The following is a 20,781-nucleotide window of genomic DNA, read 5'->3' on the forward strand; positions in this document are numbered from 1 at the left end:
GACACCTCCTCCTGAGTTCACTTTCTGTTATTTACAGCTTGAACCACTTTGGGTGCAAGTTCCTGCAGAGGCAACACATCATTGACGCATCCGAGTTCGACAGCCGAGCGAGGCATTCCGTATACAACACAGGTTTCCTCGCTCTCCGCAAAGGTGGATTTAACGCCCGAATCGTAAAGCTTCTTCATCATTCTCGCTCCATCGCTTCCCATGCCGGTCATCAGCACCGCATGACGCGTAAGCTCCGTCAGCGGGAGCAGCGACTCGAACAGCGTATCGACAGATGGGCGATGGCCGTTGCGCGGCTCATCCATGCTTGTAGCAATCACATATCCATTCTTCTCCGTGCGTCTTACCCGGATATGGCTTCCCCCTGGAGCGATATAAGCTTTCCCCGGCTCCAAAGGCATTCCGTCGGCTGCTTCCAGCACCTCCAGCCTGCTAAATGAATTCAGGCGCTGTGCAAGAGATTTCGTAAACTTGGGCGGCATATGCTGCACGATAACGATCGGAGCATGAAAGCCGCTTGGAATCCCCTCCAGAAAAGCCTTCAGCGCCCGAGGCCCCCCAGTGGAGCAGCCCACCGCTACGAGATCCGTAATCGCCGCCAAGGATGACGGACCGTTGTCTGTAGGCCGGCTGTCAGCTCCGGCTGAAGACGGCTTTGGGGACTCCGGCTTCCTTCTTTTCTCCGGAGCGGCGGGCTTCCGGCGTAAAGGATCCGTGCCCGGAAGCACTTCCCGAATCCTCCGTTTCTCCTCGCCGACCGAAGGCGGTTCCTGACGTGCAAGGACCTCAGCAGCATTTGCCCGAATATGACCGGCCTGAGGCAGTTCCTTCGCACTCGGCTTCTTATCCGCCAGCTTGCCGAGAGGCTTGGAAGCTCGGGAAGAGGAGGTTTGACGCTGTGCAGCTTGCCGCGCCCTCTCTTCCTCCTCCCACAAGGCTCTGCGCTGCTTGGCCTGCATCGCCGCATGCAGCTGCTTCATCAGCTCTTGCCCGACCTGCTCGATCCCGAGCGCATTCGTAATGGAAGGCTTTCGTATAAAATCAAATGCGCCGGCCTCTAGGGCCAGAATCGTTTCCTTCATCCCCTCTTCATTCAAGCCGGACAGCATGATCACCGGACGAGGCCCTAACTCCATAATAAATTTCAGAGCGTCCAATCCGTTCATCTCCGGCATTTCCACGTCCAGGGTAACCGCATCCGGGTTCAATTCCTTCACTTTCCGGATGGCCTCTTGCCCGTTCTCAGCCGTTCCGACCACTTGAAAAAGTGCGTCTCGCTCGATGAAATCCGAGAATATTTTCCTCATAAATGCGGAATCGTCCACAACAAGCACACGAAAGGGCTCCACTATCAGTCCACCTCAGTTTCCAATTATCCAAGTAAGGATGATGCAAAAATCCAAAGAGCGACTATCAGTCAGCAATATATAGAGCGAAACGGTTGAATTCGTCTTTATATTGTACTCGGGAGCGGCTTGAATCAAATTTTGCAAAATCCTGAAGTAAGAATCACTTTGTCCGTTTGAGCAGGCGATGCATAAATCCCTTGATTCCTTTCGGGGCATCCGGCTCTGCAGGGACAGGAGATGCCATGCTGCGAAGAGCGATCCGTCTGACGTCGCTTGCAGCATCGCACTTCGGGAACGCTACCGTGAATGGAACCTGCCGCTTGACCGCCTGCCCGACATGCGGATCATCCGCGATCGAGCCCAGCAGCTGCATGTCCAAATCCAGAAAGCGGCGGGCCGTTAACATGATTTTATCCGCTGCTTCACGAGCCTCCCGTTCATCGCCGGCCCGATTGACGATCAGGCTGAGCGGGACTCTAGACCCGGTCCCATGCACGACTTTGATGAGAGCGTACGCATCCGTGATGGAAGTCGGCTCGGGCGTCGTTACGACGTAACAATGATCGGCCGAGGTAATGAACCGCATGTTTTCTTTTGACAAGCCTGCGCCTGTATCAAAAATGATGTAATCCATGTCGGACGATATGCGCTCAAGCTGATCGAGAAAATAATTCATGTCCGAATCGGAGAGAGAAAACAGGTCGGCAAGTCCGGATCCCCCCGCAATAAAGGCAAGCTGCTCGGGCCCATACTGGATCACGTCCTCCATGCTCTTCTCCCGCCGCAGCAAATGATAAAGGCTGTAACGGGACGACACGCCCATTAGCACATCGATATTGGCCATTCCGATATCGGCGTCAAACACCAGCACTTTTTTGCCCATCGATTGCAGCGCAAGCGCAAAGTTCAGCGAGAAATTGGATTTCCCGACACCGCCCTTGCCGCTCGTGACCGTTATGATCTTGGCGCTTCCGGCTGAGGTCTTAGGAGACATTCCCACGTTCTCGCTCCGCTGCGCAGATACGAGCTGTCTGAGTGAATGGGCTTGATCCGTCATGACCGCGTATCTCCCAGCAGCAAATCGCACAGCTGCTCGCTATTGGCCAAAAGCAGGTCGTCCGGTACATTTTGACCATTGGTCATGTAAGACAAGCGCAGGTTGTGCGCATGGAGCAGATTGAAGATCGGACCGAAGCTTCCGGTCTCATCCATCTTGGTGAATATGACTTTATCGAGTGCATATTTGCTGAAATGATCCGCGATTTCAATCATATCCCCGCTCTTGGACGTAAGGCTGAGAACAAGGTAGGTTTCGCTGTGCTCCGAATGGGAAAAGAGGCTTTGCAATTCGGAGACGAGCAGCTCGTTCCGATAATTCCGGCCGGCTGTATCCATTAAGATCAGATCACAGTCTTGAAGCGTTTGAAGCGCCCGCTGCATATCCCCTGGCGACTGGACCACCTCCATAGGGACATTCAAAATCGAGGCATAAGTCCGAAGCTGCTCTACCGCCGATATCCGGTACGTATCCGAGGTTATAAAGCCCACCTTGCGGTGATATCTGAACAGCTGCTCTGCAGCGATTTTGGCGATCGTTGTCGTCTTGCCGACACCCGTCGGCCCGGCGATGTATACGATCCGCGTGTCAGGTTGAATGCCCCCGCCGATGCGCTCATCAATAAAAGCCTTCGCCTGCTCGCGCATAATCGCCTGCAGCTGCTCGCTTCCAAGCTGCATCCCGCTCTCCCGCAGCGCTTCTTCAGCAACCTCAAGCCACTGCTCGCTGAGCCTCGCGGAAACGTCCTGTCTAAGCAGGCGATCCCTTATCGATTCCAGCGGCTCCGGCAGCTGTCTGGCTTCAAGATTGTGCCTGGACAGCTTGGCGATCCATTCCTTCATTTCCTTCAGTTCCTCGAGCACTCGCTGCTCTGATTCACTGATGCCCAGCCGGGAGCTCAAGGGCTCAACCGGAGGATCGTGCAATTTGCCTTGCGCTGCAGCTGCTGCCTTCGGGCTCGGGTAAGCGGCTTCGGCCGAAGCCGTTCCCGTCTGTATCGGTGGCGGGCTGTCCTCCCGGACCTCCTGCGCCTCCCCGGCTGCTGCGGCTTGGCTCATAATCTCGGCAAAGCGGACATAATCCGCTTCTTGTGCACCATCCTTCGGCTTCACCGCTTCCTGGACAGGAGCCTTTGACAAATCGGCTGCCGTCGGATTCGCGATTTCCGCTGCTCGCTGGTATGCCTTCGGTACGGCTGCCTTCGGCACTGCCGCAGGCGGCTTCGGCTTGGCTTTGACGGAGGATTTCGATTTCTCCTCCTGCTCAACCGCGGCGATAACCTCGATCTTCTTTCGGGAGAACATCCCTAGAAAGCCGCCTACCTTAATATCCTTCGTGCTCAATATGACCGCATCCGTACCCAAATCCGATCGGATCTGCGCCATCGCTTCCGGCATCGTGTCGACGATATACCTTTTTACTCTCATAAGTTCACCACTCCGACACTTTGAATTTCGACGTTCGGCTCAAGCTCGCTGTAGGATAGAACCGGAATATCCTGCATCCCGCGTTCAATCACCTGCCGCAAATACATGCGGATGGCCGGAGAGGTAAGCAGCACCGGCTGTTGTCCCATCTGGATAATCCGATTCACTTGCTCGCTCAGCTTCTGGAATACATTCTGCGTAGACACCGGGTCCATCGCCAAGTACGTCCCCTGTTCGCTCTGCTGCACGCTCTCCGCGATTTTCTTCTCAAGCTGCGGTCCGACGGTGATCACCTTCATGGCCTCTCCGTCTTGAGCAAACTGCTGTGTGATTTGCCTGGAGAGCGCTTGTCTTACATACTCTGTCAGCACATCCGGGTCCTTCGAATAATGCCCGTAATCCGCAAGGGTCTCCAGAATCGTAACCATGTCGCGAATGGAGATTTTCTCCCGAAGCAGCTTGGCGAGCACCTTCTGTACCTCCCCGATCGTCAGCACGGAAGGGATCAGCTCGTCGACAAGCACCGGATAGCTTTCCTTGATGTTGTCGACCAGCGCTTTTGTCTCCTGGCGCCCCAGCAGCTCATGAGCGTGCCGCTTGATCAGCTCTGTCAAATGCGTAGCTACGACGGAAGGCGGATCCACGACGGTATATCCCGCCAGATCGGCCCGTTCTTTCGTCGCCTCGTCAATCCAGAGGGCCGGCAGCCCGAATGCGGGCTCCGTCGTTTCGATTCCCGTAACGGAATCGTCCTCGTAGCCGGGACTCATGGCGAGGTAATGATTTAGTAGTAATTCCCCGCCGCCGACAGCATTCCCTTTTATTTTTATGACATATTCATTCGGTTTAAGTTGAATATTGTCGCGGATTCGGATCACCGGCACGACCAGTCCAAGTTCAAGCGCGCATTGTCTCCGGATCATAATAATCCGATCCAGCAAGTCTCCGCCCTGCTGGGTATCCGCAAGCGGGATCAAGCCGTATCCAAACTCGAATTCGATCGGATCCACCTGCAGCAGGTTGATGACACTTTCCGGACTGCGAACCTCTTCGATCTGCTGCTCCTCCTCCATCTGCTCCACCTCGACCTGCTTGCGGTCCAGATTGTTCTGCATTCTCCTTGCTGCTATAAACAGAACAAGCGCGATGGGCGCTGTCGTTATAAAATGAATCGGAGTAAACAATCCCAGCAGCAATACGGTGCCTGATACGATATACAGCAAGCGTGGATAGGAAAACAGCTGACCTGTCAGATCCTCGGCCAGATTTCCTTCGGAGGAAGCTCTGGTGACGATAAGACCTGCCGATGTCGATATGAGAAGCGCCGGAATCTGGCTGACCAGTCCATCCCCGATCGTCAGGATCGAGTACGTGCTCATCGCTTCGGGAAACGACATGCCATGAATCGAGATCCCGATAATAAATCCGCCGATCAGGTTGATCAGCAGGATGATGATCGAAGCGATGGCATCCCCTTTTACGAACTTGCTGGCACCGTCCATCGCACCGTAAAAGTCGGCCTCCCGCTCGATTTTCCGTCTGCGCTCCCGAGCTTGCTGTTCGTTGATTAGGCCTGCATTCAAATCGGCATCAATGCTCATCTGCTTACCGGGCATGGCGTCCAGCGTAAATCGTGCGGCAACCTCAGCCACGCGCTCGGAGCCTTTCGTTATGACGATAAACTGAACCACGATCAAAATTAAAAAGACGATGAACCCGACCGCGATTTCGCCATTGGCAATCCAGCTGCCGAAGGTAGCGACAACCTCACCCGCATTGGCTTCGGACAAAATCAGCTTGGTTGTCGATATGTTCAGCGCAACCCGAAACAAGGTCGTGATGAGAAGCAGGGAAGGAAATATCGAAAAGTCCAGCGCTTCTTTCGTGTTCATGGCCACCAGCAGGATGATCAGTGCCACCGATATATTGATGATAAGCAGTAAATCCAGCAGCCAGATCGGGATCGGAAGAATCATCATAAGTACGATGCCAATGACACCCGCAAGGACAGATAGATCTTTTATTTTCACTGCACTTAGGCCTCCGGTCCCTAATTATTTCGCTTTACCTTTAAGTTTATATACATAGGCCAGCACTTCCGCTACGGCCTGGAACAGGTCTCCGGGAATGGAATCCCCGATCTCGGACCGTTGGTACAACGCTCGTGCCAGCGGCTTGTTTTCCATCGTTATAATGCCGTGTTCCTTGGCAATTTCCTTGATGCGCAGGGCCATATAGTCCTGGCCTTTCGCGATGATCTGCGGAGCTTCCATAGTAGAACCGTCATATTTGAGCGCAACCGCAAAGTGGGTCGGGTTCGTAATAATGACGTCTGCGTTCGGTACTTCCTGCATCATTCGTTGCAGCGCCATCCGGCGCTGGCGTTCCCTGATTTTTCCTTTGATCAGCGGATCGCCTTCCATTTTCTTAAACTCATCCTTAATGTCCTGCTTTGACATGCGGATGTTTTTTTCGTATTCGTACTTCTGGTACAAATAGTCCAGGACGGACAGGATCAGCAGGCCAGCCCCGATCTTAAAGCCAAGCGACATCGTAACATTCGCTACAAATTGAAAAATAGTATCCGGACTCTTCGTCGACAAGGAGGAGAATTCCCCTCTGGCTCCCCAAAGAGTGGTGTATACGAGGTAGCCAATGATCGTTAATTTAAATATGGATTTAAAAAATTCGATCAAGGACCTCATGGAAAAAATATTTTTAAATCCTTTGATCGGATCGATCTTGCTGAGCTTCATTTTCAAGGGCTCTCCTGTCAGGAGAAAACCGACCTGAATATAATTTACGACCAGTGAGATCACAAACACAGCAACAAACAGCGGTGCGAGCAGCAGCAATATTTGAATGGCATACTCGCCCAAGAGCTGCATGACATTCTCATTCGTTACGTCCATGGAGAGCCGGTTAAGGTATACGTCCGTAAACAGCCGGACCGTATGGTCTCTCATGTAACCGCCGAACATCAGCATGCACAGGAAAGCGGATAGTAACACCGAGGCGCCCGATACTTCCATACTTTTGGCCACTTGACCCTTTTTACGCGTATCCTGGCGTTTCTTCGGCGTCGCTTTTTCCGTCTTCTCCCCAGCAAACAGCTGCAAATCCACCGGATAACGGTAGGGGGATCGGTTCCGCATCCTCTTCATCCTCCTTGCGCCGTTCCCTCGTGTAAGACGCCGAGCAGCTGCCGGAGCGCCTCGAACATTTGGGCGAACAAATGATCAAATAATGACACAAGTCCCGGCATAAGCAGCATCAGCAGCACTAACCCGACCAGAATCTTAAGAATAATGCCGATGACAAATACGTTGAACTGCGGTGCCGTTCTCGCCAAGAAGCCGAGGCCGACATCGGTCAGAAACAAGGCCGCCACAAGCGGAGCCGCCATTTGAAGGGCAAGCATGAACGAGTGGGCAAAGGTTCTGACAAGAATATCCGTAACGCTGCCGTCTAGAATCTTTGAAAATACGTTGCCCGTTATAGGCACCCAATCATAGCTGTACATAATGGCATCGAGCAGATAATGATGGCCGTTCATGCCAAGGAATACGAGCAATGCGAGATAGTACTTAAAGTTGCCGATCAGCGGCATGGATGCGCCCGTAAACGGATCGATGACGTTGGCCATGCTAAAGCCGATCTGGATATCGATCAGCGCGCCGGCCGTTTGGACGACGGCCATGATCAGATAGGCGGTGAAGCCGAGCAGCAGTCCTACCAGCACTTCCTGGACAATCAGCAGAGCATAGGATAGATCCTGCGGCACCGTTTCTCCTATTCCGAACGTAAGATAAACGATGACTGTAAGCAGAAAGGAAAACCCGATTTTAAATGAAGTCGGGATGCCCCGCGATGTAAATACTGGAGCTATTACAAAAAAAGATGTTATTCGACAAAAAACAAGCATAAAGACAGGTATACTTTGCTGCAACCATTCCATGGACACTCAGCCTATCCGATATATTTGTAGAGATTGTCCAAAATTCCGTGGGTGAAATCCACCAACGTTGTCAATATCCAAGGACCGAACAGCAGGAGCGCGATAAGAACAATTATGATCTTTGGAACGAATGCCAGCGTCTGCTCCTGTATCTGCGTCGTCGCTTGGAAAATACTTATGATAAGTCCCACTACCAGAGCGAGAACCAGCATGGGCGCGCTCACTTGAAGCACAATGTAAACGGCCTGCCCTGCAAGGCCGATAATAAATTCAGAGCTCACGGCGAGTCCCCCTGTATTCGAATTACTTGCCGTTTCAAACGTTACGGATTAAAGCTCATCAGCATGGATTTGACCACCAGATACCAGCCGTCCACAAGGACAAAGAGCAATATTTTGAACGGCAGCGAGATCATGACCGGCGGAAGCATCATCATCCCCATCGCCATCAGAACGCTGGCAACGACAATATCGATGACCAGAAACGGAATGAAGATCATAAAGCCCATCTGAAAGCCTGTCTTCAGCTCACTGATGGCAAAGGCCGGCACCATGACGGTCAACGGGATGTCCTCGTACGACTCCGGCTTCTCTGTTCCCGTGTAATTCATGAACAGCAGCAGATCTTTCTCCCGCGTATGGGAGAACATGAATTTCTTGATCGGATCCTGGGCCTTCTGCAGCGCCTCGGTTTGGCTGATTTCACCCTTGAGATACGGCTGCAGCGCAACCTCGTTCATGGTTGAAAACGTCGGAGCCATAACGAACAAGGTAAGGAAGAGGGCTAACCCGATCAACACTTGGTTCGGCGGAGTTTGCTGTGTTCCAAGAGATGTGCGGACAAACCCGAGTACAATGACGATCCGCGTAAAGCTTGTCATCAGCACGAGCAAGGCCGGTGCAATGCTAAGAACGGTAATCAGGAGGATCAAGGACAACGAGCTTGTCCCCGGAGTCTCCCCTTCCCCGCCGATTTGAATATCGATGTTCGGAATCGGATCTGCAAATGCCGTACGGGATAGCAGCATCCCGGCCAGCATAAACATCGTGATAGCAATCGTAATCTTTTTATTCATGAATCCTTATGATCCTCCCGCAGCAATTCTTCGACCTTTTGTTTCCGGTTCGGTACGCTGCGCAGTTTAGATTCGAACACCTCGTGAAAAGAGGAGCTGTCATCCCATTCGATTTCTTCCGGTTGCTTGTTTTTACGGAGTTTTGCCGCCAATTTGCTTACAAAAGGCGGCAGCGCCCCGCTGTACATTCCTGAATCCTGTTCAAATGCCGCCTGAATCAGCGCGACCTCCGCGGGATCGGAAATTTTGTCCAAGAGCCGAACGTCTTCGCCAACCCCGATCACATAGATGTTGCCCCCGATTTCAACGAGCTGAAGGGATTTGTTAGGGCCCATCCCAACCGCACCGAGCGTACGAATGGAGCGGCCCTGCATCCAGCTCTGATTCTTTTTGCCTAAGAAGCGAATCAGGAGAACGATCAATGCGATGATGATGGCAAGAACGACAAAGACATAAAATAACTGTAAATAATATCCGCCAGTACCACCTGTGCCGATTTCATCGGAAGCCGCCATCATCATAAGAAACAATCCTTATACGCCAAGCGTTTTGTTGATGGCTTCAATGACGCGGTCCGATTGGAACGGCTTAACGATAAAGTCCTTCGCTCCGGCTTGGATGGCATCGATAACCATCGCTTGTTGACCCATCGCGGAACACATGATGACTTTTGCGTTAGGATCAATCTTTTTAATTTCCTTGAGCGCAGCGATCCCATCCATTTCAGGCATCGTAATATCCATCGTAATCAGATCCGGACGAAGCTCTTTAAATTTCTCGATCGCCTGCGAGCCGTCCTGAGCCTCGCCTACAACCTCGAATCCGTTCTTGACCAGAATGTCACGGATCATCATTCTCATAAATGCAGCGTCGTCCACAATCAGAATTCGGTTAGCCATTGATAAAAATCCTCCCTAAATGTTTGTGCTATTGTAATTTTTGAATTCGGTCCCATTGGCTCACGATATCCGTCACACGTACGCCAAAGTTCTCATCGATGACGACAACCTCGCCTTTGGCAATCAGCTTATGATTGACCAGGATGTCTACCGGTTCACCCGCCAGCTTGTCCAGCTCGATAATCGAACCTTGGGACATTTCCAGGATATCCTTAATTTGCTTCTGAGTCCTTCCTAATTCTACGGTGACCTTAAGAGGAATGTCCATCAGCAAGTTCAGATTGTTTTCATCCACCTGCGGGTAAGGCGCCGATTGAAAATTGGCGAACTGCACCGGCTGCACGTTCACATTCCGGCCGTGCATGCCGCCGTAATGCTGCGGCCCCGTCTGCGGAGGCATTTGCGGCTGTCCATACGGCATCGCATTCGGAGCCTGTCCTCCTTGGGGTTGCATGGCCGCATTGTAACCATAATGAGCTTCTTCTTGCGCATTCCCTGCATCCTGTGCATAAGCGGGCGGCTGGGTAGGCTGAGCTGCCGGTTCTTGCGCCGGAGCCGGGGCCGGTGTCTCTACCGCCGCTGCAGTCTCTTGTTTCACAGGCTGAGGCTCATCCGTGCCGTTAATCAGCATGCGAACCATGTCTTTGGAAAATTGAACAGGGAGCAGCTGCATGATGGTCGAATCAATCAAGTCGCCGATAATCAGACGGAACGAAATTTTGATCAAGGTTTCGTCCTGCGGCAGATTGTTGACGCCTTCTCCGCTCACCATGTTCAAAATATCGATGCCCGGCGGCGAAATATTGACAAACCGGTTGAATATCGTGGACATGCTCGTTGCGGAAGAGCCCATCATCTGGTTCATCGCTTCCTGGACGGCACTGATATGGATTTCGTTTAACTCCCCTTCTTCGGGGTTGCCTTCTCCGCCCAGCATCAAGTCTGCGATCACCTGGGCGTCGCGAGTCTTGATCACGAGAGAGTTGATGCCTTCGAAGCCGTCGACATACGTAACATGAACGGCAACATGCGGCTTTGGAAACTCCTCCTCGAACTGGCTTCGCTTGATGATGGACACTCTCGGCGTCGTAATATCTACTTTCTTGCCGAGGAGCGTGGATAAGGCCGTAGCGGCGCTGCCAAAGGTAATGTTACCGATCTCCCCTAGCGCATCCTGCTCCAGAGGCGTCAATACATCATCTACGGTAGCCGCCGAAGAAGAAGGATCCGATGCCATTTCCGACTGCTTCAGCAAGGCGTCGATTTCTTCCTGGGATAAATAATCTTTACTCGTCAAGTTCTTCAGCTCCTTCGATGACAATTTCATCGATTTGTACAGCAACCCGGTCTTTTACCGTTCCGGGACTGCCAATAAACTTCAGTCTGTCGCCGACCTTGATGGATAACCCGTCATGCACCGGCTTGTTCAGTGAAATAACGTCCCCGACCGAGAGTCCTAAAAATTCGGAGACGGTCAGCTGTGAAACGCCAAGCTCGGCAACGATCGGAAGCTGAGCTTTGCTTACCCGCTGCTTAAGCGCGTCCACTTCCTCGGGGATTCTGGCTTTTTTCTCAGAGATGAACCACTGATGCGCGGACAGCTTGGACATGATCGGTTCCAGCACGACATGGGGAATACAGAGATTGATCATTCCCGTGGTATCGCCGATTTTAGTGCTCAGCGAGATCAGCGCAATGGTTTCGTTCGGGGAAACGATCTGCATAAACTGAGGATTCGTTTCCAGCGCCTCAAGCCGCGGAGAAATATCCAGCACCGTTTTCCAGGCCTCCTTGAGGCTGTCGAAAGCCCGGCTGAAAATCCGTTCCATGATAATGGTCTCGATTTCGGTCATCGAGTTGATCGTGGACGGCGCGACCCCGGTTCCTCCCAGCAGGCGGTCCAGCATCGCATAGGCGATGTTTGGATGAACCTCAAGCACCATTCGCCCTTCGAGCGGCTCAGCTTCAAAAATGTTGAGCACCGTCATTTTCGGTATGGAACGTATGAATTCATCGTATGGGAGCTGTTCAACCTGCACCACATTGATTTGCACAAAAGTACGCAGCTGTGCCGAGAAATATGTTGTAAGATAACGTGCGAAATTTTCATGGATACGTGTCAAGCTGCGAATATGGTCCTTTGAGAAGCGAAGCGCTCTTTTGAAATCATAAGAACGAATCTTCTTCTGCGTTTCCTCTTTCTTCAGCTCCTCCGCATCCATCTCACCGGAAGAGAGCGCGGCCAATAGGGCGTCGATCTCATTCTGCGATAATACATCAACCATCTACTCACCCCCTTACAGGTCATCCGACGAACAGTCTAGATTCCGGCGATCAGCACATCGGTCATATCGATTTGAATCAATCTGCCGGACGTTAACGACTTGTTGATCAGATTCTGCAGCTTGGCAGTAAACTGTTCACGGCCCTTCGAATCGTTTAACAGCTCGGGCTCCGTGTCGGCTAACGTCTTGATAATGATCGGTTTGATCTTGATTTCCTTGATTTTGTCGAATTCCGCCTTAGCTTTCTTGTCGCTTAACTGAAATGCAAAAGCCATCTGGGCAATGTACTGTGGATCCGCCAGATTTGTCTTAATGCCGGTAATTTCCGATGTCATCTCCACGATCTCGTCTGCCGACAGATTCGCAGCGGCAGGCTTGTCGCTGGCCGAAGCGGTTTTCGGTTCCTCCGTCAGCTTGTCGGACAACAAGAATATCGCAAGCACGATCAATGTGATGGACAACAAAATCGTAATTAACCAGGGTAGCATCTTTTTCATGAAGGTTCCTCCATTTGCTGCACTTTAATGGTTGCTTGATGAATGCCAACCTCGTGATGATACGCTTTAATGGAAGCTACGATGTCATTTGCACTTTCCAACACAATCAATCGTTTTCCATTAATCAATGTGATATAGGTGTCCGGAGTCTCTTCAACCATTTCGATCAGCAGTGCGTTAAGCCACATCTGCGACCCGTTTAACCTCGTTACCGATATCATGGGCTGCCTCCTTGTTCATAAAAGGGAGGGAGGATCCCCCCCTGATCCAACCTTATCGTTTCAGATTAACGACTTCCTGGAGCACTTCATCGGAGGTGGTGATGATCCGTGAATTGGCCTGGAAGCCGCGCTGTGCCACGATCATCTCGGAGAACTCGCCCGTCAGGTCCACATTGGACATTTCCAGCTGCCCCGAAATGATTGCACCGGTGCCTTCCTCTGCGTTATTGCCTTCGAACATGACAGCCTCGAGGTCTCCGTCCGGCACTGCGTTCAATGTCACGCGATACAGATTGCCGCCAATCTTCTCCAAACCTTCAGGGTTCGGCACCTTCGCTACCCCGATAATCGCGCCTTCAGCCGTTGTTCCGTCACTCATCTTCTGGATGATGGCACCGTTCTGAGCGATCGTGAACGCAGTTACGTCGTCTTCCAGCGTGATCGGCTCGCCACCGGAGTCGAGCACTAGGAAACCGTCAGACGTTACAAGGTTTCGCGCAACGTCGACATGGAAATCGCCGGCACGGGTCAGGAAAGGAACTTCCTGGTCATCGCTCAGCTTGACCATGAAAAATCCGTCCCCGTCGATGCGTAAATCCGTCGGGTTGTTGGTGACCATGGCGCTTCCCGGCGTATGCAGGGTATCGATCGAGCCGATCGTTACACCAAGGCCGATCTGCTTGGCATTAACGCCGCCTGTCGGATCGTCCGTTCCCGGCGTCACGCCGGACACCGTCTGGCTAAGAATATCTTTAAACATTACCCGTCCAGCCTTAAATCCAACGGTATTGACATTGGCAATATTGTTGCCGATTACGTCCAGCTTGGTCTGAAAGCCTCTCATCCCGGAAATACCGGAGTACATGGATCTTAACACAGGGATTCATCCTCCTTCTTATATGGGCCGCTTCTGTCGGTCGGCGGCCGCCTGGCTTCCTGACGGGCCAGCCAGTAAATCATGAAATTATGACTGCGCTGTCGATCTGGGTGAACACATTGTCCTTCATGGCGTTGCCATCCATCGCCGTGACCACCGTCCGGTTCGGAATATTGACAATGAGCGCCATATCCTTCATCAGAATCAGTGATTCCTTACTGCCTTTCGCTGCGGCTTTATCGATCGCGCTCTGGATTTGAACGAGCTGGTCACCCTTGATTTCAATCCCCCGCTGCTCCAGTCGCTTCGCGGCATGGTTGCTGATGCGGAGCAGATTTTCATTTAACAGCTCCTTGAAATTGCCCCTTGGCGCATCGGATGAAGCCGATACCGTTCGCCGCTCGGGCGATAGCGCGGCCGGATGCAATTTTCCGGGGTATAAATGGCCGATCATCATTCGATCACTCATGGCGCATTCCCTCCGGCCGAAGGTTCGCCCTGATCCGATTGCCCGGAATCCGGATCTCCTACGTCGGCAGGTGCCGGTTCAGAAGCAAGCGCGTCAGCCGCACCGGCCTCAGCTCCTCCTTGACTAGGCTCCTCGGGCTCGGCAGCCGGGTTCTCAACCCTCAATATATCGCTGAGCAGCACTTCGCTGCTGCCAACCTTGGCGTAATGAACGCCGTCCCGTACAATAATCGACTCCACGATTCCGGTCTTCATGACTAGGGAATCCGTACCGTCCTTCGGCGTTTCCGTCCAGGTGAGATCATCGGTATTGACCGATTTTTCCATCCAGCTGATCTCTTTGCCGATCAGACTTGAAGCCGAGCCTAGGGATTGACTCATTGCCGTTAACTGCGTGTTGATGTTCATCAGCTGTTCAAGGGAGGTGAATTGGGCCATCTGAGCGATAAATTCCCGGTCCTGCATCGGCTGAAGCGGATCTTGGTGCCGCAGCTGTGTAATCAGGATGCTTAGAAACTGATCCTTTCCCAGCTCTTGCCCTTTACCGCCTTTGTTACTGACATTTCCTTTCGAATAGTTCGGCCACATGTTGCTTGTGGATACTGGATTCGTTGCCATTCGTGTTCACCTCCTCGCAATTAAGCTTTCGCGGTAAATGTTCCGGCTTGAACAGCTTGTCCTTCATCGGCCTGCATCTCGGAAATCCAATCATGCCATTCTTCCGTCAAGCTGGCAGCCAGTACGGCATCATCCGAAGGGGTATCTTTCCCTTTCGAGCGCTGCTGGGACTGCTGCTGACCTGAGCCCGACTGTCGTCCGTCCTGATACATATTGGCTGTGGAAGGCTGACTGCTTTGCGTAACCTCGATTTTCTCCACTTGAAGACCTTGAGCAACGAGCGCTGTGCGAAGCTGCGCCATTTGCTGGTCGATCAGCTCTCTTGCATCCGCCTTAGCGGTCATGAATTGAGCGATCAGCTGTCCGTTTTGCATCGTTAATTTGATATCTACCTGACCTAAATGCTCTGGATTAAGCGATATTCTCGCTTCCGTGAAGCCTTGCTGCTTTACGATTTCGAGCTTGTTTATAATGAAGGAAGTCATTTCACTAGCAAACCGCTCGACCGGTACCGGAGGGGCTGCAGGTTTTACCGCTACCTGAGTTCCTGAACGAAGCGCTAGCTGTCCGGCGGTTACGGTGCCGTGTTCAGGCATCCATGGTTCGCCGCTTCCATTCGAGTCAGCCGCTTTAGCGGAGACTTCTCCGCCTTGGCCAGCATTCGGCAGAAGGCCAGCATTCGGACCAGCTGACGGCGCTGCGTTGGTGGACTGTGTTCTTCCAGCCGTCGCGGTTGCCGCTGCATTGGCCTCAGTCGCAGGTGCAGAACCATTTGCCGCCTGATGTGAAGGTTTCACATGCTCGGCTGCCTGCTTCACATTGCCTGCGCTGTTGCCCATCAAGCTGTGGAACGACTGGACCAGCTGGTGTACCGCGGTCTCCGTTCCCGGACTCACCTTTCCGGCACTGCTAATCAAGGCCTTTATCTGAGTGAGTGTGTCCTGGATTACAAAACGTACCGTGTCCGTATGCTGGGCTAGCGGGGACATTGCCGCGCTGCCATCGGATCCTTGGGCCTGGACGCCGGCGCCGTTTAGCACCATGCTTGCTTGAGCAAGCCAGCTCTGCAGCTCTTCAAGCAAGGCAGGGTCTTCCGCCAATGCCTGGTCCAGTTTATCCAGCTCCCCAAGCAGGCTTTGCAGCATTTCGAGCAATCCCTCAATCGCCTCATTTGTTTCAGCCGGCAAGCCTTGTACCAAACCTTCCAGCTTGACCGTTGTCTCCGAAGCAGCTGTAGAGGAGCCGCCGCCTGCGCTCGACATCTGATATGTCAACGTCGCATCAAATGAAGCGCCCGCTGGTGAGCTGCCTTGTGCGCTCGTCTTGCCGCTTGCCGAAGAGCTGCTGATTGTGGAGGACATGCCTTGCACTGTCATCGTCATCGTCTTATTCACCTCCTCTCCCGTGCGACCGGAAAAGTTCAGACCGTAAGCGGATCTGATGTTTATTTGGAGCCCATAAGTCGATTCAGTATTCTTGCTGCAAGCTCCGGGTCTTTCGAGGACATCGCGTTCATAATTCTGGAACGCGTCGCGTCATCGACCGTATTCAAGATGGTCATGGTCTTGGCCGGGCTGATTTTGTAAGTCTGCATCAGCAGCTCCGCCGCATTGGTCGGCGTCATGCCTGCAAACGTCTGATTCAGCTGATTTTTGTCCAGGTTGCTGCTGCTCGTCTTGCTGCTTGCCGCTTCCGTATCATTTTTCTTGATTCGGGATTGCAGCGCCGCGATCGCCAAGTCCTCGGAGGGCTTGGCATCCTTCAGCATCATCGTGGCTTCCGCCGCTGTCTTTGGGTCCATCTTCTCCAGGATCGCCACCCGGTTGCTGCTCTTCATCTGGCTCAGCATCAGCACCATTTCCTCAAGGGTCAAATTTTGCATGATCGGCGCAGCCTTGCTTGGACTCATGTCCGCATACAGCTTGGCGAGCTCACGGATTTGTTTCGTATACGGATCTTCCTCCTGCTCCGGGCTTCCGGTGTTCTGGTTCTGCAGCGAATCAATCTGGCTCTCCAGCTCTTTCACTTTGTTCTCCTGGGCGGCTTTCTGCTCGGTGACCTCGCTTAGCGTCTCCTCGCGCTCCGCCAGCTGCTTCTTCAGCTCAACGATCGTCGCTTCGGCGCTTTCTTCCTGCTCCTTCGCTTCTTTCAGCTTCTGCTCTTCCGGCGTCAGCACCGGATCGGGAACCCAATCCTTCACAATCGGAATTTTGTTCGCCAGATCGATCATGCCGTCCCGAACATCCGCTCTAAAGAAGATCGCAAGCGCCCCTAGAAGAACGATCGTAAAAATGGCCGGTACGAGAATCAGCAAAATCCGTTCAAATCCACCGCTTGATTCTTCCTTATCGAGCGGCATGTCTTTTCTTGCCACGTTCATTCCTCCTTCGCGGTCTTAACCCGGCTGCCAACGGATTCATTATCGGGCTTTGATCGCAAAACGTACCGTCGCCAGCTCGTCCAGCTCGTTTTGTTCCCGAAGGAGACTTTCATGCCGAAATTTCTCGTGCGATTTGTCTCTTGCTTTTAACCACACTTTTTCATCCAGCATTTTTTCCGATAAAATCTCCTGCTTCTTCGTAACATTTACATGGGCGAGCCGAATATCATTCCGTTTCCGCTCAATACACTGCTCCAAGTACTGAGCATAGCTCTGAATATTGCGGATTTCGGCGATTGCCGCGCACCGCGTAACGGCTTCCTGCTCGGCCGCATACATTTGCTCTCGCATCCGGTACAGCTCGGTCAGGCTTTTCTCCTCCGCCTGCAGCTTCCCGATGGCGCTCGACAGCATCCATTCGGCCTGGGTCTTCTCGTTACTCTTCAGGTCTACGATTTTCTGGAATGCGTATTGAAATTTCATTCTTCAAAGTCATCTCCTTGAAAATTCGGAAATCAGACGTTCCTGAACCTCGGCGAGCGTCGTTTTTTCATTTACTTTCTGCTTCGTATAATCCCATATCCGATGAATGTACTCGATGGATTCGTCGATGTCGGCGTTAGATCCCTGTTGGTAAGCCCCGATGTTAATTAAATCCTCGGAGTCCTTATATATGGCCATCAAGCGTTTTACGTTTTCCGAAGCCTCAATCTGCTCCTCCGGAGCGATGTCCTTCATCACGCGGCTGATACTGGCCAGCACGTCGATCGCAGGGAAATGTCCCTTATTGGCGATGCTCCGGTTCAGCACGATATGACCGTCCAGAATCCCCCGCACCGCATCGGCGATCGGCTCATTCATGTCATCGCCGTCCACCAATACCGTATAGAAGGCCGTAATGGAACCGTTCGGTCCGGTACCAGCGCGTTCAAGCAGCTTTGGAAGGCTTGCAAAGACCGAAGGGGTGTAACCTCTCATTGCCGGCGGCTCCCCGATGGCTAGTCCGACCTCGCGCTGTGCCATTGCATAGCGGGTCACGGAGTCCATCATTAGCATCACATTCAGCCCGCGGTCCCGAAAATATTCGGCAATCGTCGTCGCAATCAAAGCTCCCTTGATCCGGATCAGAGCCGGCTGGTCCGAGGTGGCTACGATGACGACGGAACGCTTCAGACCTTCGGGTCCGAGGTCCCGTTCGATGAAGTCCAGCACCTCGCGCCCGCGTTCTCCGATTAAAGCGATCACGTTCACGTCGGCCGACGTATTACGGGCGATCATTCCCATCAGCGTACTCTTCCCGACGCCCGAACCGGCAAATATGCCGACCCGTTGTCCTTTCCCGATCGAGAGAAGGCCGTCGATGGCTCTCACCCCGATGCTGATCGGCTCCTTCACTCTGGGACGATTCAGCGGATTTTGCGGAACGTTATGGGTTGAATAGTGCGGCATACGGGCCGGGATCAACGAGCCGTCTAACGGCTGCCCCAATCCGTCAAGCACTTTGCCCAGCAGTTCCGAACCGACCTGAACGCTGAGCGGCTTCCCGGTTCCCACCACATCGCATCCCGGTCCTACAGAATGAAGCTCACCGAGCGGCATTAGCAGTACCTTGTTGTCTCTGAAGCCGACAACCTCGGCTTTCAGCGGCTTGGATTGCTTCGTCGGATAGATATAGCACACGTCCCCGATGCTCGCATCCGGGCCTTCGGACTCTACCATCAAGCCGATGACTTGGGTCACTTTTCCGTTGATGCGGACCGGGTCCAAATGTTTTAAATGCTCGATATACCGGGCGCTATTCAGCTTCTTCATCCTGATTTCTCCGTTCTTCGTCATCGAGGGCGACGCGCACCAGTTCCTTCTTGATTTCCGCCAGCTGCGTATCGATTCGTGCATCCACGCTTCCGAAAGACGAGCGGATCACGCAGCCTCGGTCCTTCACCGTAGCATCCGGCAGGATTTGGAGCTCCGCCTGGGAATCGATCGCCAATGATAACTCTTCTCTTGCCGCGTACACAAACTCAAAATGCTCAGGGGCAACGCAGAGCGAAATCAAACCTTTCTCCCGTTTGCGCGCAAGATTCTTCCGAATCAGCTCCAAGGTGAACTCCGGTTCAATCGTCAGCTGATGATCGAGTATTTTCTCGGCAATGCTGCAGCTTAGCTCGACCAGAAACGGTTCAGCCTCCTGGATCAAATCTTCCTTTGCCCGGTGGGCAAGCTGCAGAAGCTCGCTGGCTTCGGCCGTTGCCTTCTCCAGCAGCTCCTTCATTTCCAGCTCGGCTTTGGCAGCTCCCTCGGAGTAGCCTTGGTTGAAGCCCTCTATCTTCAATGTCTCGGACAAATCCTCATCCTGCAGCCTTCGTTCCTTCCACCAAGCATCGATCTGCTGCTCGGCTTCAGCCAGCAGACGCTGGGCTTCCTCGGAGGCCTCGCGTATTTGCCGTTCGGCAAATTCCTGGGCATCGCGCAGCATCTCGCTCTTGATCCGCTCGGCCTCGGCCAGCGTGTGCATGACCGCCGGCGCAGCGGCGGGCGGTGCCGGCTCCGCTTGCGCTTCTTCGGCAGGAGCGGCGTACCGATGCGCTACATCCAACTCTTTCAAGACATCCATCGTTGTATAGTGGGACGGTTTGATCAAGTTAGACAATAATGTCATCTCCTCCGCCGCGGGCAATGATAACCTCGCCCGCTTCTTCGAGTCTTCGGATCGTGCTTACGATCCGTGTCTGAGCTTCCTCCACGTCACGCAGCCGCACAGGGCCCATGTACTCCATCTCTTCGCGGAAGGTTTCCGCCATCCGCTTGGACATATTGCGGAAAATAACATCCCGGACTTCCTCGCTTGCCACCTTAAGCGCAAGCTGCAAATCCGCATTCTCGACATCGCGAATGATGCGCTGGATCGAACGATTGTCGACATTGACGATATCCTCGAATACAAACATCCGCTTCTTGATTTCTTCGGCAAGCTCGGGATCCTGTATTTCGAGCGAATCCAGGATCGTCCGCTCCGTGCCTCGGTCGACTCCGTTCAATATTTGAACGATCGACTCGATGCCGCCTGCGTTGGTGTAATCTTGGGTCACCGTTGCCGACAGCTTCTGCTCCAGCACGCGCTCGACCTGAGCGATAACTTCCGGAGACGTGCTGTCCATGACCGCAACCCGCCGGGCAACCTCGGCCTGCTTCTCTTGAGGAAGCGAGGATAATATCGCCGATGCTTGGTCGTATTGCAGGTAGGAGAGCACAAGCGCGATGGTTTGGGCGTTTTCATTCTGAATGAAATTCAGGATCTGGCTCGGATCAGCCTTGCGGGCAAAATCAAACGGCCTTACCTGAAGCGTTGCGGTCAGGCGATTGATAACCTCCATCGCCTTCTGCTGCCCGAGCGCTTTCTCCAAAATTTCTTTAGCGTAATTAATGCCGCCTTGCGATATATATTCCTGTGCAAGACAAATTTGGTGAAACTCCTGAATGATGCTATCTTTCTCGCCGCTGTCGACCTTGCGCACATTCGCAATCTCCAGCGTCAGCTGCTCGATTTCGTCTTCGCGCAAATGCTTGAATATTTGTGCAGAGACTTCCGGCCCCAGCGTAATCAGCAGTATAGCGGCTTTCTGGCGCCCGGATAATTGTTGGTTGTTTCCCTTAACCAATG

The 20,781-nt window shown here is 52.9% G+C and carries 23 protein-coding genes; all 23 read right to left on the minus strand.

What is annotated here, in order from left to right:
- Positions 1-17: 17 nt before the first annotated feature.
- A complete protein-coding gene (locus tag J2Z18_RS18035) occupies positions 18-1,358 on the minus strand; it encodes a protein-glutamate methylesterase/protein-glutamine glutaminase (protein WP_007128735.1) in 1,341 nt (446 codons plus the stop codon).
- A gap of 160 nt (positions 1,359-1,518) precedes the next feature.
- Positions 1,519-2,415, minus strand: a complete 897-nt coding sequence (locus tag J2Z18_RS18040) for a MinD/ParA family protein (protein WP_007128736.1) — start codon at positions 2,413-2,415, stop codon at positions 1,519-1,521.
- Positions 2,412-3,842 carry a flagellar biosynthesis GTPase FlhF gene (gene flhF / locus J2Z18_RS18045; protein ID WP_007128737.1) on the minus strand — a complete coding sequence of 477 codons (1,431 nt, stop codon included), beginning with the start codon at positions 3,840-3,842 and terminating at the stop codon, positions 2,412-2,414. The genes J2Z18_RS18040 and flhF overlap by 4 nt, the downstream gene beginning before the upstream one ends.
- Positions 3,839-5,872 carry a flagellar biosynthesis protein FlhA gene (flhA, locus tag J2Z18_RS18050; protein ID WP_007128738.1) on the minus strand — a complete coding sequence of 678 codons (2,034 nt, stop codon included), beginning with the start codon at positions 5,870-5,872 and terminating at the stop codon, positions 3,839-3,841. Before flhA ends, flhF begins: the two co-directional genes overlap by 4 nt.
- Before the next feature lie 24 nt (positions 5,873-5,896).
- Positions 5,897-6,997, minus strand: coding sequence for a flagellar biosynthesis protein FlhB (gene flhB / locus J2Z18_RS18055; protein WP_007128739.1), 1,101 nt, complete (start codon positions 6,995-6,997; stop codon positions 5,897-5,899).
- Positions 6,998-7,002: 5 nt separating this feature from the next.
- A complete protein-coding gene (gene fliR / locus J2Z18_RS18060; protein ID WP_007128740.1) occupies positions 7,003-7,800 on the minus strand; it encodes a flagellar biosynthetic protein FliR in 798 nt (265 codons plus the stop codon).
- Positions 7,801-7,811: 11 nt separating this feature from the next.
- Entirely contained in the window at positions 7,812-8,081 is a 270-nt protein-coding gene (fliQ, locus tag J2Z18_RS18065) for a flagellar biosynthesis protein FliQ (protein ID WP_007128741.1), read from the minus strand.
- 41 nt (positions 8,082-8,122) lie between these two features.
- The gene (gene fliP, locus J2Z18_RS18070; protein WP_007128742.1) at positions 8,123-8,875 is read right to left on the minus strand and encodes a flagellar type III secretion system pore protein FliP; all 753 of its coding nucleotides are present in this window, start codon (positions 8,873-8,875) and stop codon (positions 8,123-8,125) included.
- On the minus strand, positions 8,872-9,396 hold the full coding sequence (locus tag J2Z18_RS18075) for a flagellar biosynthetic protein FliO (protein WP_007128743.1): 525 nt from the start codon (positions 9,394-9,396) through the stop codon (positions 8,872-8,874). Before J2Z18_RS18075 ends, fliP begins: the two co-directional genes overlap by 4 nt.
- A gap of 12 nt (positions 9,397-9,408) precedes the next feature.
- Positions 9,409-9,774: a response regulator gene (locus tag J2Z18_RS18080; protein ID WP_007128744.1), complete on the minus strand. Its 366-nt coding sequence runs from the start codon at positions 9,772-9,774 to the stop codon at positions 9,409-9,411.
- A gap of 28 nt (positions 9,775-9,802) precedes the next feature.
- Positions 9,803-11,071: a flagellar motor switch phosphatase FliY gene (gene fliY, locus J2Z18_RS18085; protein WP_007128745.1), complete on the minus strand. Its 1,269-nt coding sequence runs from the start codon at positions 11,069-11,071 to the stop codon at positions 9,803-9,805.
- Positions 11,061-12,059, minus strand: coding sequence for a flagellar motor switch protein FliM (fliM, locus tag J2Z18_RS18090; RefSeq protein ID WP_007128746.1), 999 nt, complete (start codon positions 12,057-12,059; stop codon positions 11,061-11,063). The genes fliY and fliM overlap by 11 nt, the downstream gene beginning before the upstream one ends.
- A gap of 35 nt (positions 12,060-12,094) precedes the next feature.
- Positions 12,095-12,556 carry a flagellar basal body-associated FliL family protein gene (locus tag J2Z18_RS18095; protein WP_007128747.1) on the minus strand — a complete coding sequence of 154 codons (462 nt, stop codon included), beginning with the start codon at positions 12,554-12,556 and terminating at the stop codon, positions 12,095-12,097.
- Complete coding sequence (locus J2Z18_RS18100; RefSeq protein ID WP_007128748.1) at positions 12,553-12,777, minus strand: flagellar FlbD family protein; 225 nt, start codon at positions 12,775-12,777, stop codon at positions 12,553-12,555. The genes J2Z18_RS18095 and J2Z18_RS18100 overlap by 4 nt, the downstream gene beginning before the upstream one ends.
- A 52-nt stretch (positions 12,778-12,829) precedes the next feature.
- Positions 12,830-13,654, minus strand: a complete 825-nt coding sequence (flgG, locus tag J2Z18_RS18105) for a flagellar basal body rod protein FlgG (protein ID WP_007128749.1) — start codon at positions 13,652-13,654, stop codon at positions 12,830-12,832.
- Positions 13,655-13,733: 79 nt separating this feature from the next.
- Entirely contained in the window at positions 13,734-14,123 is a 390-nt protein-coding gene (locus tag J2Z18_RS18110; RefSeq protein WP_007128750.1) for a TIGR02530 family flagellar biosynthesis protein, read from the minus strand.
- Positions 14,120-14,740 carry a flagellar hook capping FlgD N-terminal domain-containing protein gene (locus J2Z18_RS18115; RefSeq protein WP_007128751.1) on the minus strand — a complete coding sequence of 207 codons (621 nt, stop codon included), beginning with the start codon at positions 14,738-14,740 and terminating at the stop codon, positions 14,120-14,122. The genes J2Z18_RS18110 and J2Z18_RS18115 overlap by 4 nt, the downstream gene beginning before the upstream one ends.
- Before the next feature lie 20 nt (positions 14,741-14,760).
- A complete protein-coding gene (locus tag J2Z18_RS18120) occupies positions 14,761-16,122 on the minus strand; it encodes a flagellar hook-length control protein FliK (protein WP_007128752.1) in 1,362 nt (453 codons plus the stop codon).
- Positions 16,123-16,184: 62 nt separating this feature from the next.
- Positions 16,185-17,120, minus strand: a complete 936-nt coding sequence (locus J2Z18_RS18125) for a MotE family protein (RefSeq protein WP_100085182.1) — start codon at positions 17,118-17,120, stop codon at positions 16,185-16,187.
- 39 nt (positions 17,121-17,159) lie between these two features.
- Positions 17,160-17,603, minus strand: a complete 444-nt coding sequence (fliJ, locus tag J2Z18_RS18130; RefSeq protein ID WP_007128754.1) for a flagellar export protein FliJ — start codon at positions 17,601-17,603, stop codon at positions 17,160-17,162.
- Between the two features lie 9 nt (positions 17,604-17,612).
- Complete coding sequence (fliI, locus tag J2Z18_RS18135) at positions 17,613-18,932, minus strand: flagellar protein export ATPase FliI (RefSeq protein ID WP_007128755.1); 1,320 nt, start codon at positions 18,930-18,932, stop codon at positions 17,613-17,615.
- Positions 18,916-19,770, minus strand: a complete 855-nt coding sequence (locus J2Z18_RS18140; RefSeq protein ID WP_040738187.1) for a FliH/SctL family protein — start codon at positions 19,768-19,770, stop codon at positions 18,916-18,918. The genes fliI and J2Z18_RS18140 overlap by 17 nt, the downstream gene beginning before the upstream one ends.
- Positions 19,763-20,779: a flagellar motor switch protein FliG gene (gene fliG / locus J2Z18_RS18145; RefSeq protein ID WP_007128757.1), complete on the minus strand. Its 1,017-nt coding sequence runs from the start codon at positions 20,777-20,779 to the stop codon at positions 19,763-19,765. Before fliG ends, J2Z18_RS18140 begins: the two co-directional genes overlap by 8 nt.
- Positions 20,780-20,781: the final 2 nt, after the last annotated feature.

This window comes from Paenibacillus lactis (genome assembly GCF_017873605.1).
Lineage (GTDB): Bacteria > Bacillota > Bacilli > Paenibacillales > Paenibacillaceae > Paenibacillus_AQ > Paenibacillus_AQ lactis.

What these genes read in the sequence shown, in the direction of transcription:
- J2Z18_RS18040 (WP_007128736.1), bottom strand. Translation starts at nt 2,415, where the DNA reads ATGACGGATCAAGCCCATTCACTCAGACAGCTCGTATCTGCGCAGCGG.
- fliR (WP_007128740.1), bottom strand. Translation starts at nt 7,800, where the DNA reads ATGGAATGGTTGCAGCAAAGTATACCTGTCTTTATGCTTGTTTTTTGT.
- flhB (WP_007128739.1), bottom strand. Translation starts at nt 6,997, where the DNA reads ATGCGGAACCGATCCCCCTACCGTTATCCGGTGGATTTGCAGCTGTTT.
- J2Z18_RS18110 (WP_007128750.1), bottom strand. Translation starts at nt 14,123, where the DNA reads ATGAGTGATCGAATGATGATCGGCCATTTATACCCCGGAAAATTGCAT.
- fliP (WP_007128742.1), bottom strand. Translation starts at nt 8,875, where the DNA reads ATGAATAAAAAGATTACGATTGCTATCACGATGTTTATGCTGGCCGGG.
- J2Z18_RS18075 (WP_007128743.1), bottom strand. Translation starts at nt 9,396, where the DNA reads ATGATGATGGCGGCTTCCGATGAAATCGGCACAGGTGGTACTGGCGGA.
- J2Z18_RS18080 (WP_007128744.1), bottom strand. Translation starts at nt 9,774, where the DNA reads ATGGCTAACCGAATTCTGATTGTGGACGACGCTGCATTTATGAGAATG.
- flhF (WP_007128737.1), bottom strand. Translation starts at nt 3,842, where the DNA reads ATGAGAGTAAAAAGGTATATCGTCGACACGATGCCGGAAGCGATGGCG.
- J2Z18_RS18120 (WP_007128752.1), bottom strand. Translation starts at nt 16,122, where the DNA reads ATGACGATGACAGTGCAAGGCATGTCCTCCACAATCAGCAGCTCTTCG.
- fliJ (WP_007128754.1), bottom strand. Translation starts at nt 17,603, where the DNA reads ATGAAATTTCAATACGCATTCCAGAAAATCGTAGACCTGAAGAGTAAC.
- J2Z18_RS18115 (WP_007128751.1), bottom strand. Translation starts at nt 14,740, where the DNA reads ATGGCAACGAATCCAGTATCCACAAGCAACATGTGGCCGAACTATTCG.
- fliI (WP_007128755.1), bottom strand. Translation starts at nt 18,932, where the DNA reads ATGAAGAAGCTGAATAGCGCCCGGTATATCGAGCATTTAAAACATTTG.
- J2Z18_RS18095 (WP_007128747.1), bottom strand. Translation starts at nt 12,556, where the DNA reads ATGAAAAAGATGCTACCCTGGTTAATTACGATTTTGTTGTCCATCACA.
- J2Z18_RS18100 (WP_007128748.1), bottom strand. Translation starts at nt 12,777, where the DNA reads ATGATATCGGTAACGAGGTTAAACGGGTCGCAGATGTGGCTTAACGCA.
- J2Z18_RS18125 (WP_100085182.1), bottom strand. Translation starts at nt 17,120, where the DNA reads ATGAACGTGGCAAGAAAAGACATGCCGCTCGATAAGGAAGAATCAAGC.
- fliM (WP_007128746.1), bottom strand. Translation starts at nt 12,059, where the DNA reads ATGGTTGATGTATTATCGCAGAATGAGATCGACGCCCTATTGGCCGCG.